An 18,146-nucleotide genomic window follows, 5' to 3' on the forward strand; every position below is an offset into this window, starting at 1 on the left:
CTTTCCCATAGACGCAGCCCTGTTACGCTTCCGCCGCCCCACGCCGCTTGAGCAGCGTCGGGAAGAAGACGGCGTTGAGCCTGGGGATGCGGTAGAGCACGAGCACCATCGCCGCGATCAGCGCCGAGCGCAAGGCGAAGACGACGAACGGCTCGACCTGGTAGCCGACCAACGGCCGCAGCCGGTCGATGATGCCACCCCACGGCAGGTCGTCGATCTCGAGCAGATGCGCGCAGAAGATCGGCAGGGTGTGGCGGCCGATCGCCGCCAGCGCCCGGTTGGCGTAGGGCAGCCAGCGGTCGATGGCCTGCGAGGCGCCGATGACACACAGCGTAGCGGCGATCGAGCCGACGATCGTGAGCACCGGGTCCTCGCCGAAGCCACAGGTGGCCATGCCCAGGCCGGTGAACCTCCACAGCGCCAACCCCCATACGGCCAGCGTGGGCAGCCAGAGCGCCGGCCAACGACGGAACGCGGCGAGCACATCGTGCCTCCGGGCCAGGCAGCCGAGGTAGACGAAGAGCGCGGCGGTGAGCCCCGACTGCACGCTCAGCGGCAGCCAGACATGGCGCGCGGAGAAGTAGCCCACGGCGAAGAGGGCGAGGATCCAGACCGGGGTGGCGGGCAGGCGGTAGGCCGCGTGGACCAGCAGATGGGCCCAGAAGAGCGCCAGCAAAAACCAGATGGCGCCGATGTAGCGCGTCATCGGGAAGAGCGAGTTGCCCATGTTCGCCCCGGAGCCGTAGAGCGCGGCGATGAGCCATTGCACGGCGAGGCCGGGCACGTCGCGGCGCGCCGCCAGCGAGAAGCCCAGGTGGATGAGCACCACCAGGCCGGCGGTGATGGCGTAGGTGAGCAGCAGCTCGCGCGACTCCTTGCGCCAGGCGAAGCGGCGGTCGGGGTGCATGAAGTAGCCGGAGAGCAGGAAGAAGAGCGGCATGTGGAACGAGAAGAAGACGTTGAAGAGCGCTTGCGAGACCGTGGTCATCGGCCCGGCCTGCAGGATGCTGTGGGTGAGGACGACGCCGATCATCGCGATGCCCTTGGCGATGTCGAAATAGCGCACCCTCGTAGCCACTGCCCGCACCTCCATCCGTTCCCGCCTGCGACAAACGACAGGATACCGCCTGGCCGCGCGCGTTGTCCAATGAGCGGCATAGCGTCTTGAGCTGTAGTGCGGGGGAACCCGCGGAGTCGCCGAAGACGGCCGCGCGAGTTGAGACGAGCATGACGCTCGACCCTTGGAACCTGTTGGTCAATACCATCGTAGGGAGACGCGAATATGGTCAATGACGCATACCCATCAGCAAACACCAATCTCAAGAACATCGGCGAGGACGACCCGTTGCGCGCCAGCGTGCGCAAGGCGGCGCAAACCGTGCGCGACACCACGCCGCTGGCCCAGTCCTTCACCAATTTCGTGACCATCAACCTCGTGGCCAACGCGCAGCTGGCGGCGGGCGGCACGGCGGCGATGAGCTTCCTGCCCGACGACATCGCCGGCGGCGAGGCGGCGAGCGGGGCCAGCTACATCAACGTGGGCACGCTGCTGCCCTTCTACAAGGACGCGCTGGCGCAGATCACCACGAAGTTCAAGGCCGATGGCCACCGCTGGGTGCTCGACCCGGTGGCCGCCGGGCTGGGGACCACGCGCACCGCGATCCTCGAGTCGTTCAAGGCCACGCCGCCGACCATCATCCGCGGCAACGCCTCCGAGGTCATCAAGCTGCGCGAGATGTGGGAGCTGCCGCTGGACGAGGGCGGCGAGGAAGCGACCTCCCGGCAGTCGAACGGACCGGTGGGCGTGGAGTCGGCCGACGACGTGGACTCCGCCGAGGCCGCCGCACGCGCGCTGGCACGCTTCATCGCCAAGTCCGACCCGCAGGGCCAGGGCGCGGTAGCCGTCTCGGGCGAGACCGACCTCGTCACCGACGGCGAACGCACGTACCGGCTGCCCGGCGGCAGCGCGATGATGACCAAGATCACGGGCGCGGGCTGCTCGCTGGGCGGCGTGACCGCGACCTACTTGGCGGTGGCCGACCCGCTGACCGCCGCGGTGGCCGCCAGCGCGCTCTACAACCGCGCCAGCGAGACCGGAGAGGCGAATTCCCACGGCCCCGGCTCCTTCCAGGTCGCCTTCCTCGACGGACTCTGGTCGACCACGCCTGAGCGGATCGCCGCCTCGCCCATCCTCGCCTGAGGCCACGCGCCGTCCGCCTCATTGCTGACTGTTCCCCAAGTGTTTGTTGCCACACGCGGCATTCGAGCTACCAATGCCTGAGGAACAGGACCCTCATCACGCATTTGCAGCTTATCAATCCGAGTGCGCGACAAATCGATGGCGGGCCACACATCCGCCCGCCTCAACGTCGGGCGTATCCACGCCATTGTTGGGCGCGTCAACATCATCAATATCGTCAACAAAGAATCGAGCAACCATGACCACCAATCCCCCATTCGCCTCCATGCGCCAGGGCTTCGACCTGAGCTCCTACCTGGTGCTCGGCCCGGCCGACACCAAATCGCGCCCTGTCGCCGAGATCGTGCGGCAGGCGCTGGCCGGCGGCATCACCTTCGTGCAGGTCCGCGTCAAGCACGGCGACGCGCGCGAGATCACCGAAACCGTGCGGCAGGTCGCTGTTGTGATCGCCGAGGCGGGCAAGTCCGGCAGCGTGCCGCTGGTGATCGACGACCGTGTGGACGTGGCGTGGCAGTGCCGCGATATGGGCATCAAGGTCGACGGCGTGCACATCGGCCAGGACGACATGGATCCAGTCGAGGCGCGCAAGCTGCTTGGGCTCGACGCCATCATCGGGCTGAGCTGCAAGGTCCTCGACGAGGTGCGAGCCGCCAACGACCTGCCCGCCGGCACCATCGACTACATCGGCGCCGGCCCGCTGCACCCCAGCACCACCAAGCCCGACTGCATCGTCATCGGCGCCGACCACCAGCGCCACACGCAGGACACCGAATCCATCAACGCGTTGTGCGCCGAGTCGCAGGTGCCGATCGTGGTGGGCGGCGGCGTGAAGCCGGAGGACCTGCCCGACCTAGCGCGCACCGGTGCCGCGGGCTGGTTCGTGGTCTCCGCCATCGCCGGTGCCGACGACCCGCAGGCCACCGCCAAGTCCATGGTGGAGTCGTGGGACGCCGCCCGCGCGAACCGTGGCTGAGATGACAAAGCACACCACGCAAGACAACGGGCACGACATGGTGGGAAACCGCCGTTCGAGCGATGCCGGGGCGGACGCAGTGACCGGAACGACCGAAGCGTCCGAAACGCCTTCGCAAGCGGTTAGCTCTGGTTCGCCAAGCGTTTCCGACGTGCGCCCTTACCGGCTGCCGGCCGTGCTTTCCATCGCGGGCAGCGACTCGTCGGGCGGGGCAGGTGTCCAGGCCGACCTCAAGACGTTCATGGCGTGCGGCGTCTATGGCATGAGCGCCATCACCTCGCTGACCGCACAGAACACCACCGGCGTGCGCGCCTCGGTCGCCACCTCGCCGGAGATGCTGGCCGCGCAGATCGACGCGGTGTTCGAGGACATCCGCCCCAAGGCGGTCAAGATCGGCATGGTGCCGAACGCCAGGCTCATCGAGGTCATCGCCGACAGGCTCCGGCATTTCGGAGCCGACAATATCGTCGTCGACCCGGTGATGGTCGCCTCCAGCGGCGACCGGTTGAGCGGCGCAGGCTCGGTCGATGCGCTGTGTACGAAACTGCTTCCGTTCGCCACGCTGGTGACGCCGAACATCCCCGAAGCCGAGGTGTTGGCGAATGCCGCGGCCAATCGAAGCGCCGATGATGATGCCGGTAGCCAAAACGCGGCAGAAACCGCAACCGGCGACGACATCGCCGCCGAGCCCAATCCCGCGACCATCCACGACGAGGCGAGCACCATCGAGGCGACGCGCCGTATCGCCGAACGTTGCGGCGGCTGCGCGGTGCTCGTCAAGGGCGGCCATGGCCTGCACGGCGCCAACGACCTGCTGCTTGCCGACGGCACGACCACCTGGTTCACCCACCGACGCATCGCCAACCCGAACACCCATGGCACCGGCTGCACGCTTTCCAGCGCCATCGCCGCCGAGCTCGCCAAGGGCGCGGCGCTGGCCAATGCTGTGGGCGCCGCCAAGGACTACCTGACCGGGTGCATCGCCGCCGGCCTCAGCATGGGCGCGGGTTCGGGACCGATGGACCACGCCTGGCGCTGGCGAGGCCGACCGACCACACAAGCCAACCGTCAATAATCCAACACCATTGCGTGAATATTGACGGTTAGGGCACGTAACTGTCATCATCCTCGCGATATCGCAACAATAGCGCCATTAAGAAGCCGCAAACGTCAGCAAACCAACACTATCGGCACAATAATGACGTATAGCCACGCCAACTGTACATAATCCAACAACGTTCACCACACAGTGATGGCGTTGCCCCGAAGCAGGAGCATTCCCATGAGCAATCCAGCAACCAAAGCCGGCGCCGACACACCAGTGGCCGCCAGAGACTCGTCACCGGTCACCACCGACGCCACGATCGCGACCAACCGCACCGACACAGCCAACACCTCGCCCACCACCGACGCGGCATCCGCAACGACTGACACGACCACCACGTCCACGCCGACGCCCACCGACACCACCACAACGTCTAATCCCACCGACGCGGCGCCCGCAACGACAAATGCAGCCAACACCGCCACCGCCAAGCTGCTGGCCATGCAGCGGCGCTACGACCGCACGATCGACCAGGCCAAACCCACGCGCCTGCGAGTGCTCTCCATCGAGGGCTCCGACCCGATCGGCGGGGCAGGCACGATGGCCGACATGAAGGCCTTCACCGCGCAGGGCGTCTATGGATACGCGGCAATGACCAGCGTGCTGGCGCAGAACACCCGGGGCGTCACCGACATCGTCAACGTCGAGCCGTCGTTCCTGCTCGCCCAGCTCAACGCGGTGAGCGACGACGCGGGCATCGACGCCATGAAGATTGGCATGCTCGGCACCCCGGAGCTGGTCGGCGTCGTGCGCGAATGGCTCACCGGCCTGCTGCGCGACTACCGTGCGGCCGGCAAGCCGCGGCCGACGGTGGTGCTGGATCCGGTGATGTATGCGAAATCGGGCGACCGGCTGCTCACCGCCGAGGCCGAGCGCGCGCTGGCCACGCTGGTTCCCCTCGCGGACATCATCACGCCCAACGCCATGGAACTGGCCGCATTGGCCGCGATGGCGGAAGCCGTTGCGCCGGTAGACCCGGCGAACCACGGTGCCCATGATGGCAACGGGCATGAAGCTTCCGCCACTGACACTGACACTGACACTGTCACTGTCACTGTCACTGTCACTGACGCAACGGTACCGAGCACGACGTCGCCATCCGAACCCGCAAGCCTTTGCGCGCCAGATTCATACCAAGAGATGGAAGGCATGGCCCGGTCCGTCGCCGCACGCTTCGGTGTCGCGGTCTACGCGAAAGGCGGCGCGCTGGCGCTGCGCGGCAACAGTGAGTGCACCGACATCCTCGCCGTACCCACAACCGCCGGCACCACAGATTCCAGCGACGGCATGGCCAAAGATATCCCCGCGACAAGCGGTACCGGCGTCGTCGAAGGCGAAGAGCACCACGACGAATCGGCACGACACACCAAATCCGCGAGCTCGCCGGCCACCACTGGACCAGCCGCCACCGCCGGCAATGACGATAGAGGTCACGAAAACCCGCGTTCGACGACGACAATGGCAACGGACTCGGCCGCAACCGGCCGCGCCCCCGCCGTGACCGTCACCCGCATCGAGGGCGCGAGCGTGCCGACCCACAACGTGCACGGCACCGGCGACACCCTCTCCAGCACCCTGGCCGCGCTGCGCCCGCAATGCGACGGTTGGGCCGAGACGGCCAGACGCGCCAAGGCCTGGATGAACGGTGCCATCGCCGCCGCGGACGGCCTGCGTGTCGGCCACGGCCACGGCCCTGTGGACTTCACCTGGCGACACTCCCCCACCGGCCTGAGCTTCACCGAGGACTACTGGCGCCGCACCGCCGGCATCCGCGGGCGCATCGCCACGATGCCGTTCCTCGAGGCCATGCTGGACGGCACGCTGCCGCTGGACGATTTCTCCTATTACCTGCACCAGGACGACCTCTACCTCACCGATTACACCTCGCTGCTGGCCCTGGCCTCCAGCCGCGCCGCCGATCCGCACGAGCGCGCGTTCTTCGCCGACGCCGCCTCGTACGGCCTCGAGGAGGGCCTCACCTTCCACCGGCGCTGGTACCGCGGGCACGGCTTCACCGTCGGCCGCGAGCCGATGAGCGCGACGACCGCCGCCTACCTGGGCCACGAGCACCGTTTCACCGACACCGGCTCCTACCGCGCGCTGGTTGCCGTGGTGATGCCCTGCTATTGGGTCTATTCCTTCGTGGGCCAGCAGATGCGCCGGCAGGTGCGCGAGCGCGGCCTCGACCTGCAACGCCATCCCTATGGCATGTGGATCGGGATGTACGCCGACCCGGGCTTCGCCTCGCGCACCCTCGAGGAGCTGCGCATCTGCGACCGGCTCGCCGCCTCGGCGACCATGGCCGATTACCGGCGGATGATGGACGCCGCCCTGGGCTCCACCGAGCACGAGTACCGGTTCTTCGGGCAGGCCCTGAATCGGGATAATCGATAAAACACGCTCACAAAAGTGAAAGATAACCAACCCAAAATGGCGGAATTCCAACAAAGCACCCCACCTATCTTCCGCTTTTGTGAGTCCGATTTCAGTTAATCGACCGACTTCAGCGCCTCGAGCATGTCGAGCCGCTTGAGCCGGGCATTGACGAAGAGGCCGAGCGCGGCGGTGATCAGCCCGACCACCACCACCGGCACCACGAACGGCAGCCAACCGATCGACGGGTCGAACATCACGTCGTCGGGCGGCACGGCGGTGATGATGTAGCGGTGCAGCCAGGCGCCGAAACCGTAGCCGACGACGATGCCGAGCACGGAGAGCAGGATGGTCTCGCGGTAGATGTACATCGTGGTCTCGCGGTTGTAGAAGCCCAGCACCTTGATGGTGGAGAGCTCGCGCACGCGTTCGGAGACGTTGAGGTTGGTGAGGTTGTAGAGGATGACCACGCCGAGCAGGGTGGCCACGACGATGAGCACCCACATGATCTGGTTGAGGGCGCGGACCACCACGTCGATCTGGTGCATGAGCGTCGTGTTCTGCACCACGCCCTGGATGCCGCCGATGCGCATGAACGAGGCCGCCTGCCGCTTGGTGTTCGCCACGCTGCCGTCGCGCAGGGTCACCATATAGGCGTTGGTCGCGTAGCGTTGCCCGAACGCGGCGCGGTAGGCCGACGGGCTCATCACCATGAAGTGGCCGAGGTACATCTCGCAGACCCCGGAGACCTTGACATGATGGGTCCTGCCGGCGCCGTCCTGGAAGTCGATGGTGTCGCCCGCCTTGGCGTGCACGAGGCTCGCGAAACGCTCGGAGATCACCGCGCCGGACGAACCGAGCGCGAGCGGATGGTGGCCGCGACGGGTGTTGAGCCTGATGTAGTCGTCGAAATGCGCGGTGTCGCGCGGCACGAGCATGGTGACCGACTGCTTGTCGCCGTTGCGCCCGGCGACCCTGCTCACCGACTCATAGTGCACCGGCATCGAGCGTTTGATATCCGGTTTGCCCAGCCGGCGGTCGATGGCGCGGCGCTGGGAACCGGTGACGTGTGCGTTCTCGGCGGCGATGAGGTTATAGTGCATCACCCCGCCGAACTGGTGCTCGTTGATCCCCGAGATCGAGCCCTGCACCGCGAAGCCCGCGGTCAGCAGCGCCACCGAGCCGCACACCCCGAAGATGGTCATGAACATGCGCTGCTTGTAGCGGAAGATGTTGCGCGCCGTGACCTTGTGGGTGAAGTTCAGATGGTTCCAGATGGCCGGGATGCGCTCCAGGAGGATCTTCGAGCCGGCGCTCGGCGGCTTAGGCAGCATCAGCGCGGCCGGACGCTCCCGCAGCTCTCGCACGGCGCTGAAGACCGCCGGCACCACGGCGCTCAGCAGGGCGAGCACGACGGCCAGCAGCGTGACCTGCCAGTGGAAGCCGAGGTGGATCATCGGCACGTTGAAACCGACCTTGTAGGCGTTGTAGACGATGACGGGCATGAGCGTGTGACCGGCGAGGATGCCCAGCGCCGCGCCCAGGATCGAGGCGGCGAAGCCGTAGACCACGAACTTCTTCATCACGTCCCGGTCGGAATAGCCCAGCGCCTTGAGCGTGCCGGCGTTGATGCGCTCCTCGTCGACGAAGCGGGTCATGGTGGTGAAGGTGACCAGCGCCGCCACCAGGTACATGAAGTAGGGGAAGATGTGCGAGAGCGAGTCGACGATCACCGACACCGAGTCGTAGACCTTGTAGCCGTCGGAGCCGGGTGTCTCGCGCTTGGAGTCCACCGAGTAGACCGGTGCCTCGAGGGCGTTGAGCTGAGCGGTGGCGTCGTCGAGCTTGCCTTCGGCGGCTTTGATCTTCTTGTTCGCGCCCGGCTCGGCCTGGTCGAACTGTGCCTTCTTGCTGTTGTATTCGTCGGTTTTCTGGGCGAGCTCGGCTTGGCCCGCGTCGATTTGCGCCTGAGCCTGCCGCTGTTTCGCGGCGAGCTGCTGCTTCTTCTGCGCAAGTTGGGCATTGGCGGCGTCGGCCTGGGCACGTTTGGCATTAAGTTGCGTCTGTGTTGCCTGAATTTGAGCGATTCCCGGATTATAGGTTCCGTTAATAAAGTTGTCATGCCCAGCGATGGCTTGAGCCAATCCATTGGCGATTATCGGTTTTTGCGCATTCAACGTGGTGAGTTGAGAAACAAGCTGTGTACGCTCTGCACTTAAGCTCGCATAATCAGCGGGCGAAGCGCTAGGAAGTAACGTGTCAATCTGGGCAATCCGCGCGGTCGCCGCGTCAATCCCCTGCTGGTTGGCCGCCTGAGCCGCGGTCAACTGCGCCACAGCGTCATCGGCCTGTTTCTTGCCCACCGCCAGTTGATCCGAATTAGCATCAATCTGCGATTGCGAGGCATTCAGCTGTGCGTAAGCGTCATTGACCTGCTGTGTGGCTGAAGCAATCTGCTGTTGCGCTGAGGCAACTTGAGAGGCAAGCTGCTGCTTGGAATCGGCCAGCTGCCGGTTGCCATCATCAAGTTGTTTCTTGCCGTCGGCCAGCTGTTGCCGCGCACTGTCCAGCTGTTGCCGGGCCGAGGCGACCTGCTGCCGCCCGGTCTCGATCTGCGGCTTGACCTGCTTTTCGATCGCCTGCCGCCGGGCCTTGGGCCGGTCGGCCAGAATCCGGTCGAGCGCCTTCTTGTGCACTTGCAGCGCGTCATTGTATTTCGCGGAATAGTGGTCGCGCATATGGTCGAGATCGGTGTAGGTCAGCCGCGCGATCATATAATCGTCAGATTTGAAGGCCCCTGGCGTCACCACCGCGTACCCGTCCAACGAACCTGAACTGGAGGTCGAAGGACCCATGTTCACCGAGCTCAGGATCTCGGTGGAATCGACGACGCCCACCACCTTGAAGCTGTCTTGGCGCAGCACCTTGCGCCCGAGCGCGTCCGGCTTCTCCGTAAGCTTGAGTGTGGAGCCGATGGGGTATTTGCCCTTGTGCGCCGAATCGATGGCGGTCTCGTGCGGCGTCTTCGGCATGCGGCCGGCCACGAGATGGTAGGTCGAGATGCCCTTCGGCGCGGAGAGCACACGCACGCTCTCGTCGCTACCTCGCACCACAACGTCTTTCAGATACCCGTATTCGATGCGCGAGGCGCCCGGGGCCTTGTCGATCTGCTGCCAATCGGCCTTGTCGAGCCCGTAGCTGGAGATGACGCTCAGATCGGCGAGGTGGTGCTGCGCGAAGTAGGCGTTGCCGGTGTCGCGCATATCCGGCCCGGAGACGGTAAGCCCGACAAGCGCGAACGAGCCGAGCGCCACCAGGCAGACGATGGAGAAGAACCGGCCCTTGGACTTGGCGAACGCCTGCCGGATGTCGCGCCAGAGCATGCGTTTGCTGGTCCGCACGGCACCTGCCGCGCCGGCCTCGCCGCCCCTCGTGCCGCCTTGCCGTGCCGTCCCGCTGGCCGTCGGATTGGCCTGCCGTCCGTCTGCGCCGTTCATATCGCTCCGGCCATCCATGCCATTGACCCCGCGCATGCGGCTCACCATTCGATGTCGGCAATGTCGGCGGGCGTGGCGTGCCGTTCGACCGATTGCACCCTGGCGTCGCGCATGTGGATGACGCGATCGGCGATGGGCGCGATGGCGGCGTTGTGGGTGACGATGATGACGGTGGCGCCGAACGCACGCGACTGGTCCTGCAGGATGCGCAGCACCTGCTTGCCGGTGTGGTAGTCCAGCGCGCCGGTCGGCTCATCGCACAGCAGGATCTTGGGTTTCTTGGCCACGGCACGGGCGATGGCCACGCGCTGCTGCTCGCCGCCGGAAAGCTGGGCCGGGAAGTTGTCGAGACGATCCTCGAGCCCCACGTCGATGAGCGTCTGGGTCGGGTCGGCGGCGTGCGGCACGATCTCGGCGGAGAGCTCGACGTTCTCGCGCGCGGTGAGGTTGGAGACGAGGTTGTAGAACTGGAAGACGAAGCCGACATCAAAGCGGCGGTAGGTGGTCAGGGCGCGCGCGTCGTATTGGGCGATGTCCTCGCCGTCGATCACCACCTCGCCCTCGTCGCAGGTGTCCATACCGCCCAGGATGTTGAGCAAAGTCGATTTGCCGGCGCCCGACGCACCCAGGATGACCGCGAGCTCGCCGCGATCGATGGAGAAGCCCACGTCGCGGTTGGCGTAGATGGTGGTGCCGCCAGTCCGGTATCGTTTCGTCTCGCCCCGTACGTCGATATACGCCATTCGCAGCACTTCCCTTTGTTGTTGTCCCGCCAGTCACGCAGGCACTGTCGCATCGGGCCGGCCGCGTCCCCAAAACGTGACCGCCCACACACCCCATGATAACGACCACTCCCCGATTAAGCGTGCCGCCCAATCACCAGCCGGCCCATGGTCCTCAGACACCGGCGAACGCCTGGACCCTCCGGTCAGCAACAAGACAATCCCGCTAGTTTTCGTATGTTTTCGCCCCTGGAAACGCACGTTTTCTCGCAGGACTGTCTTGTTACTGACAGGATTGTCTTGTTACTGGCAGGACCGAGCGACCACTGGTACGATCACCGCGGCAGGACGCGGCCGAGGTGGGCGAAATCGGGGACCTTGTTCCATTTGACCGTGTAGCCGGCGCCGTGGGCGCAGAAGACCGAGTCGGGCGTGTTCTCGAGGTCGGTTTCCGGATCGTAGCCGGCTTGCGCGATCACCCGCTCGGCGTCGTGGCAGGGCCGGTAGCCGGCAAAGACGCAGGTGAGCGAGCCGCGGCCATGCGTGTAGGCGTTGACGTCCATGGCGTAACCGTTCATCTCGGCCACCGGGGCGTCGCCTTCCAGCCCGGCGTAGTCGCCGTCGGATTGCGGGGCCTCGAAGGTGCCGCTCATCCGCTGGATGTCGGCCATCGCGCGGCCCAGCATCTCCTGCGGCACCTCGAGGCGGAAACGGTAGAACGGCTCGAGCAGGCGGCAGTTCCCCTGTGCCTTGAGCTCCATCAGTCCCTGGCGCACCGCACGGTAGGTGGCCTCGCGGAAGTCGCCGCCTTCGGTGTGCTTGTCGTGGCCGCGGCCGGCGATCAGCGATATCGTCATGTCCGTGATCGGTGCGCCGGTGAGCACGCCCAGGTGCTCCTTCTCGCGCAGGTGGGTCAGCACCGCGCGCTGCCAGTTGCGGTCGAGGTCGTCGAGGCTGCAGTGGGAGGCGAACCACAGACCGCTGCCGGGTTCGCCGGGCTCGAGCAGCAGGTGGACCTCGGCATAGTGGCGCAGCGGCTCGAAGTGGCCGATGCCCTCGACCGGCGCGGCGATGGTCTCTCGGTAGAGGATGCCGCCGGGGCCGAAATGGACATCGAGGCCGAAGCGGTCGTGCAGCATCTGGGTGATGATCTCGACCTGCACCTCGCCCATCAGCCGCACGCGGATCTCGCCGAGCCGCGCCACCCAGCGCACGTCGAGCGCCGGATCCTCGTCCTCGAGCGTGCGCAGGGCCACCAGGATCCCGTGCTGTTCCGGGGTGATTTCGGCGGGCTTGGAGGGTTGGGCGGGTTGCTTGGCCGAGGACGCGGCGCCATCATTCGTCGCGTCGTCATTCCGTTGTTCGCCGTCGGTATCGCCCGCCTTGCCCGGCAGCACGGTGTAGGTCAGCACCGGCCGCAGCACGGCGGCTCCGGCATTCGTCTCCTCGCCCAGCCCTTCGCCGGGAACGGTCTTCGTCAGTCCTGTCACCGCGCAGACGTCGCCGGCCGAGACCTCGTCGGCCAGCTCGAACTTCGCCCCCGAATACCGCCGGATCTGGTCGACCTTCTCCCGCCAGATCTCGACATCCGTTCCGTCGGCATCCAAACCGCCCGGAACGTCATATATATCGGCACCATCTGCGGCAACGGCATCGCCACCGGCATCCCCGCCATGCGCGTTCGTCAGCACGTCCTTGACCTTGAGCGTGCCGCCGGTGACCTTGAGCCAGGTGAGCCGGTTGCCCTGCCCGTCGTGCGAGACCTTGTAGACGCGGGCGCCGAAGCCGTCGTCGTAATCGCGCGAGCGGGTGAAACGTTCCAGACCGGCGAGGAACTCGTCGATGCCCTCGAGCTTCAGCGCGGAGCCGGAATAGCAGGGGAAGATCCGGCGCGAGGCGACCATCGAACGCAGGGTGTCGTCACCGATCACGCCGCCGTCGAGCAACTCGTCCATCGCCGTGCCGCTCTCGTCGAGCAGGGCCACCTCCTCCTGCCCTCCCGGCTCCTCCTCGCCCTGGAAGTCGATGCATCCCTCGCCGAAGCGTCGCCGCATCCTCTCCATCATCGCGGATTTGCTGGCTCCGGCGGCGTCCATCTTGTTGATGAAGACGAACGTGGGCACGTGGTAGCGCGCCAGCAGCCGCCACAGCGTCTCGGTGTGGCCCTGCAAACCGTCGTCGGCGCCCACCACGAGGATCGCGTAGTCCAGCACCGTGAGCGTGCGTTCCGTCTCGGCCGAGAAATCGACGTGGCCGGGGGTGTCGAGCAGCGTGAACTCGAAGTCGCCGTGGCGCAGGATGGCCTGCTTGGAGAAGATGGTGATGCCGCGCCGCTTTTCCATCGCGTCGGTGTCGAGGAAGGCGTCGCCGTGGTCCACGCGGCCGAGCCTGCGGATGTCGCCGGCACGGTAGAGCATCGCCTCGCACAGCGTGGTCTTGCCCGCGTCCACATGCGCCGCGATCCCCACCACCGCTCGTCTCATACCGTTCTCCCTCAAAGCGCGCTTCATCGGTTCATCTTAGCCAGCGCCAGCCGACACCTTGCGGACATCCCGGCCTCGCTCGGCCCGGCTCCCCGGCACCGGGCCCACCAGCCGAAACGCGGCCGCTACTTGCCCATATGCGGATTCACGTTGACGTAGCCATCGCTGTCGACGCACACGGGCACGCCGTCCGTATAGGGCGTGCGCAGGTCGCCGTACTCGTGCGTGCACCGCCCGTAGCGCCTGAGCATGAGCTTGGTCATTTTCGGAGGAATGTTATTGTAATCGACGCTGCAGCTCAGCTGGTCGGTCGCGGCCCCGCTGACGTCGCCGCCGGAGATCTTGATGGGGAGCCACAGGTCCTTGTCGCCATTGATGGTGAGCCGGTAATATCGGTCGCCCGGCTCGTTGACGGAGGTCGCCTTCCTGGTGGTGTCGATGGCGTAGGAGCGTATCACCGGCCTCTTGCCGGGCGTGAGCGCGTCGGGCTCGAAGCCGCGCACGCAGGAGGGGTAGAGCCGCTGCACGTCGTCGCGGCGCGCGAGGGCGGGAATCTCGTAGCGTTGCCTCAGGTTGTAGAGGCCGAAGCTCACGGGAATGAACCAGATGAGCGCATTGAGGAGCACGAATACGATCAGCGACACGAGGACCGTCGTGCCGATCCGCTCGCCCCATTTCGAATGGTTCATGATTCCTCCCGCTCCAACAATAAAGGTTCGCCGGCGATCAATCAACGGCGGGACCTGCTGGGTGGCAGGTCACGCACGATGGGCATGGTGGGGCGCTTCGGGAATTAGGAAGAAAGAAAAGAAGCGACGACGCCCCACCATACCGCCGCGGGCAATCGGCCTCCAGTTTGCCGGGCACCCGCCGCGATGACCGCCGAGGCCGAGACCTTCGCCGAATCACGGTTCCCACCCTACACGCTTCCACCGCCTTTTGCGACATTCTTTTTATAAATCGTCTCAAAAGATGAGACTCGTGCCCGTTGCGACCGAGGCATCCAAAAAAGGCGCTCACACTTTGGCGTGGATACGAACCCGCTTTCGTCGCCATCAGCGGGTTGCACTTTCCTATCCACCCTAAAGTACGAACGCCCTACGGTCCCAGATTTCAGCCGAGGTACTTGGCGGGGTCGGCGGCGAAGTTGTCGGCGCAGCCCTGGCTGCAGAAGTAGTAGGTCTGGCCGTCGTGCTCGAGGCTGGCCGCGGCCGTCTTCGGATCGATCATCATGCCGCAGACCGGGTCCTTGACGGTGCTGGCGCCAGCGTTCATGTTCATATCCATGGTGGTTCCTTCTTTCGCTTTCGCATTGTGGTTGTTGGTATCCGACGCATCCGAGGACGCGCCGACAGGTTTGCCGGGTGCCGCCGTCCCTTCAGCTTCCCCGAGCTCGACGTGGCGCTCACGCGGCTTGAAGGCGAAGCGGCGCGGCCTGACGGCCTTCGGGTCGAAGCCGCGCAGCCGGTTGGCGTTGAGCACCACGGAGAGCGAGGAGAATGCCATCGCGGCGCCGGCGATCATCGGGTTGAGCATGATGTGCCAGAGCGGGTAGAGGATGCCGGCGGCGATGGGGATGCCGATGCCGTTGTAGCCGAAGGCGAAGCCGAGGTTCTGCTTGATGTTGCGCATCGCGGCCCGCGAGAGGTCGATGGCCGTGACCAGGCCGGTGAGGCTGCCGGAGACCAGGGTGATGTCGGAGGATTCGATGGCCACGTCGGTGCCGGTGCCGATGGCGAAGCCGACGTCGGCGGCCGCGAGCGCCGGGGCGTCGTTGATGCCGTCGCCGACCATGCCGACCATGTGCCCTTCATTTTGCAACCGCACGATCTCGGCGGCCTTGCGTTCCGGGCGCACCCCGGCGATGACGCGGTCGACGCCCACCTGATCGGCCATGGCCTTGGCGGTCGTCTCGTTGTCGCCGGTGAGCATGACCACTTGCAGCCCGCGTTCGCGCAGCGCGGCGATGGCCTTGGCCGAGTCCGGCTTGACGGTGTCCGCCACGGCGAGGACGGCCACGAGCGTGCCGTCGATGGCGACGAGAATCGGCGTCTTGCCTTGCCTGGCGTAATCACCAGCCGTCGTCTCGACGTCGTCGGACGCTTTCATATCGACGTGGCGGTCGTCCATCAGGCCGTTGTTGCCGACGAGTACATCGCGCCCGTCGACCTTGGCCGCGACGCCGCCGCCCGGCACTGCTTCGAACGAATCGGCCTTCGGTGCCTCGAGCCCGCGCTGGCGCACGCCCTTGACGATGGCCTGCGCGAGCGGATGCTCGGAGGCCTGCTCGGCTCCGGCGATCAGGGACAGCATGGCGTTCCGCGACGCATCATCCGACGAGCCGGACGTTTCGCCGGCATCCGCGCTATCGCCCGCCCACGAGACATCCGTCAGTTCGGGGGTGCCCCGCGTGATGGTGCCGGTCTTGTCGAGCACGACGGTGTCGACGCCGCGGGCGGTCTGCAGCGCCTCGGCGGAGCGGATGAGCACGCCGAAGCGGGCGGCCTTGCCGGTGGAGATCGTCACCGAAAGCGGGGTCGCGATGCCCAGAGCGCACGGGCAGGCGATGACCAGGACGGCCACGGCGGAGACTAGTCCGTAGAGCCCCTGCGGCGCCGGCCCGAGCAGCCACCAGATAACGAAGGTCCAGATGGCGATGAGGATGACGCCGGGCACGAAGTAGCCGGAGATCCTGTCGGCGAGCTTCTGGATCGGCGCCTTGGAGGTCTGGGCGGTGCGCACCAGCTTGATGATCTGCGCGAGCACGGTGTCGCGGCCGACCTTGGTGGCCCGGTAGCGCAGCGTCCCGTTGCCGTTGATGGTCGCGCCGGTGACCATATCGCCCTTGGCTTTCGTCACCGGCATGGATTCGCCGGTGATCATGGATTCGTCGATGGAGCTGCTCCCGTCGATGACCTCGCCGTCCACCGGCAGCTGCTCCCCCGGCCGGATGACGACGATGTCGCCGACTTCGACCTGACCGGCGTCGATGTCGAGCTGCCTGCCACCGCGTTCGACATGCGCCCGTTTCGGCGTGAGGTTGACCAGCGCGCGGATCGATTCGCCGGTGCCGAGCCGGGCGTGCGCCTCGAAGAGCTGGCCCAGCAGCATCAGCGTGATGATGGTGCCCACGGACTCGTAATAGGGTTCGCGCGCGCTCGGCGGCAGGATGCCGGGGGCGGCGGTGACCACCAGGCTGTAGACATAGGACGCGGCGGTGCCCAACGCCACCAGCGAGTTCATCTCCGGGGCGCGGTGGACGAGCGCCAGCCAGCCGGTGCGGTGGATCGGCCAGCCGGAATAGAACATGACCGGCGTGACGAACACGAGCTCGACCCATGGATTGGTAAAGAAACCGATGACGCCCATGGGCACGAAAGCCTTGAGCCACATGCCGAACATCGCGAAGACGAACACCGGAACCGTCAGCACGGCGGCGACGATGAGCCGGCGCTCGAGGGTCTTGATCTCGCGCTTGCGCTCGGCGTCCGGGTCGGCGGCGGCCGGCACGTTGGCGGAATCGCCGTTTCCCGTTGGCGTCGCTGTCTGGTTGCGCACTTGGCTCATATCCGCTCCGTATCGTTTCATACTTCCATTGCCGTCACCGTTCACCGGTGGCATCGGTTTCCCTATCCCGTTCAGTGCGCCCTGTCGATCCGTCCGTCACCGAGATGGCCGACACGGATGACGCGGGCGCACGAACAGCAAAGACCGGTTCCTCAGCCGTTGCCCTTCGCGCCTTTCGGCAGCACATGCACCATGCCGTGCAGCATGTTCATCCCGCAGGCGTAGGGCAGGTCGCCGGGCTTGCTCGGCGTGAACTCGACGTCGGTGGTCTCGAACGCCGGCAGGGTCCGGTCGATGCCCAGGTCGCTGAAGACCACATGCGAGGAGCACTCGCCGTCCTCCTGACGGTCGAAGCGCAAGCGCACCGGGGTGCCCGCCTCGACGTCGACGACCTGCGGGGTGTAGCCGCCCTTGACCACGATGCGCGCGGTCTGCACCTCGCCCTCACGGCCGGCCCGCGCGGCCTTGCGGGGCGCGAAGAAGTACCAGATGATGGCCACGCTCGCCACGAGCGCCGCCAGGACCACCGCCGCATTGACAAACATTCATCCTCGATTCCGTCGCCCGCGCCCCGTTTCGATGGCGCCGGCGGCTTCGCTGTAACTGAAACCAACCATACCCCCTAGGGGTATAATGTGTCAAAGGATTCAGCTCAGCATCGCAACGAATGCCACACTTCATCGACCTGTGGCCGGCGATTGGCCCGCGTCGCTTCGGCGTGGGTCCGGCGGGAAGGAAACGACATGGCGCAGCTTCGGCAGCACGAACAAAACGACGGCGACAGGGCCGCGGATAGCAGCGGGGAAATCAACCTGCCCGAAGGCGCCCGCGGCCACTGCGCCCACGTCGGCTACATCCACGACAAGAGGAGACTGGTCACCCGCCTGCGCCGCATCGAGGGGCAGGTGCGGGCCATCACCGCGATGGTGGAGCACGACACCTATTGCATCGACGTGCTCACCCAGATCTCGGCCTCCAACAGCGCCCTGAAATCGGTGGCGCTGCTGCTGCTCGAGGACCATCTCAACAGCTGCGTCGCCACGGCCGCGGCCCAGGGCGGCCCGGTGGCCGACGAGAAGATGGACGAGGCCGTCGCCGCCATCAAGCGCCTGGTGAAGTCCTGATCCGTACCGCCTCCTATGCATTTTCACCATCGGTTTGTAGCCTGAAACAGCCGTAAGCTACAAATGCAATTCCTGGCTCTCGTCCGTCAGAGGTTTGTAGCC

At 66.0% G+C, this 18,146-nt stretch carries 12 protein-coding genes and 1 riboswitch; of the genes, 5 read left to right on the forward strand and 7 right to left on the reverse strand.

Annotated elements, in window-relative coordinates; all coding sequences use genetic code 11:
- Positions 1–22 precede the first annotated feature (22 nt).
- On the reverse strand, positions 23–1,078 hold the full coding sequence (locus tag PT282_RS06035; RefSeq protein ID WP_277168631.1) for an acyltransferase family protein: 1,056 nt from the start codon (positions 1,076–1,078) through the stop codon (positions 23–25).
- A 90-nt stretch (positions 1,079–1,168) separates the two neighbouring features.
- A riboswitch (TPP riboswitch) is annotated at positions 1,169–1,291 on the forward strand.
- On the opposite strand from PT282_RS06035, the gene PT282_RS06040 reads away from it, so the two are divergent.
- The 4 genes from PT282_RS06040 (at position 1,283) to PT282_RS06055 (ending at position 6,672) form a co-directional block, all read left to right on the forward strand.
- Complete coding sequence (locus PT282_RS06040) at positions 1,283–2,200, forward strand: hydroxyethylthiazole kinase (RefSeq protein ID WP_277168632.1); 918 nt, start codon at positions 1,283–1,285, stop codon at positions 2,198–2,200. Its footprint overlaps the riboswitch before it by 9 nt.
- A gap of 238 nt (positions 2,201–2,438) precedes the next feature.
- Positions 2,439–3,173 (forward strand): thiamine phosphate synthase, encoded by a 735-nt coding sequence (gene thiE, locus PT282_RS06045; protein WP_277168633.1) that lies wholly within the window; start codon positions 2,439–2,441, stop codon positions 3,171–3,173.
- Between the two features lies 1 nt (position 3,174).
- A complete protein-coding gene (locus tag PT282_RS06050) occupies positions 3,175–4,248 on the forward strand; it encodes a hydroxymethylpyrimidine/phosphomethylpyrimidine kinase (RefSeq protein ID WP_280925226.1) in 1,074 nt (357 codons plus the stop codon).
- Positions 4,249–4,455: 207 nt separating this feature from the next.
- Positions 4,456–6,672, forward strand: coding sequence for a bifunctional hydroxymethylpyrimidine kinase/phosphomethylpyrimidine kinase (locus PT282_RS06055; protein WP_277168634.1), 2,217 nt, complete (start codon positions 4,456–4,458; stop codon positions 6,670–6,672).
- Between the two features lie 95 nt (positions 6,673–6,767).
- Here PT282_RS06055 and PT282_RS06060 read toward each other — a convergent pair whose 3' ends face one another.
- From PT282_RS06060 to PT282_RS06085, 6 genes are all read right to left on the reverse strand, one after another.
- A complete protein-coding gene (locus PT282_RS06060; protein ID WP_277168635.1) occupies positions 6,768–10,148 on the reverse strand; it encodes an FtsX-like permease family protein in 3,381 nt (1,126 codons plus the stop codon).
- A gap of 41 nt (positions 10,149–10,189) precedes the next feature.
- Entirely contained in the window at positions 10,190–10,891 is a 702-nt protein-coding gene (locus PT282_RS06065; protein ID WP_277168636.1) for an ABC transporter ATP-binding protein, read from the reverse strand.
- Positions 10,892–11,205: 314 nt separating this feature from the next.
- A complete protein-coding gene (locus PT282_RS06070; RefSeq protein ID WP_277168637.1) occupies positions 11,206–13,353 on the reverse strand; it encodes a translation factor GTPase family protein in 2,148 nt (715 codons plus the stop codon).
- Between the two features lie 125 nt (positions 13,354–13,478).
- Positions 13,479–14,042, reverse strand: coding sequence for a hypothetical protein (locus PT282_RS06075; protein ID WP_277168638.1), 564 nt, complete (start codon positions 14,040–14,042; stop codon positions 13,479–13,481).
- A 424-nt stretch (positions 14,043–14,466) separates the two neighbouring features.
- A complete protein-coding gene (locus PT282_RS06080; protein ID WP_277168639.1) occupies positions 14,467–16,920 on the reverse strand; it encodes a heavy metal translocating P-type ATPase in 2,454 nt (817 codons plus the stop codon).
- A gap of 152 nt (positions 16,921–17,072) precedes the next feature.
- Positions 17,073–17,465: a cupredoxin domain-containing protein gene (locus PT282_RS06085; RefSeq protein WP_277168640.1), complete on the reverse strand. Its 393-nt coding sequence runs from the start codon at positions 17,463–17,465 to the stop codon at positions 17,073–17,075.
- A 267-nt stretch (positions 17,466–17,732) separates the two neighbouring features.
- Between PT282_RS06085 and PT282_RS06090 the strand changes: the two genes are divergently transcribed.
- On the forward strand, positions 17,733–18,044 hold the full coding sequence (locus tag PT282_RS06090; RefSeq protein WP_277168970.1) for a metal-sensitive transcriptional regulator: 312 nt from the start codon (positions 17,733–17,735) through the stop codon (positions 18,042–18,044).
- The last annotated feature ends 102 nt before the right edge of the window (positions 18,045–18,146 follow it).

Origin of the sequence: Bifidobacterium sp. ESL0763 (genome assembly GCF_029433395.1) — a bacterium.
Taxonomy (GTDB): Bacteria; Actinomycetota; Actinomycetes; order Actinomycetales; family Bifidobacteriaceae; genus Bifidobacterium.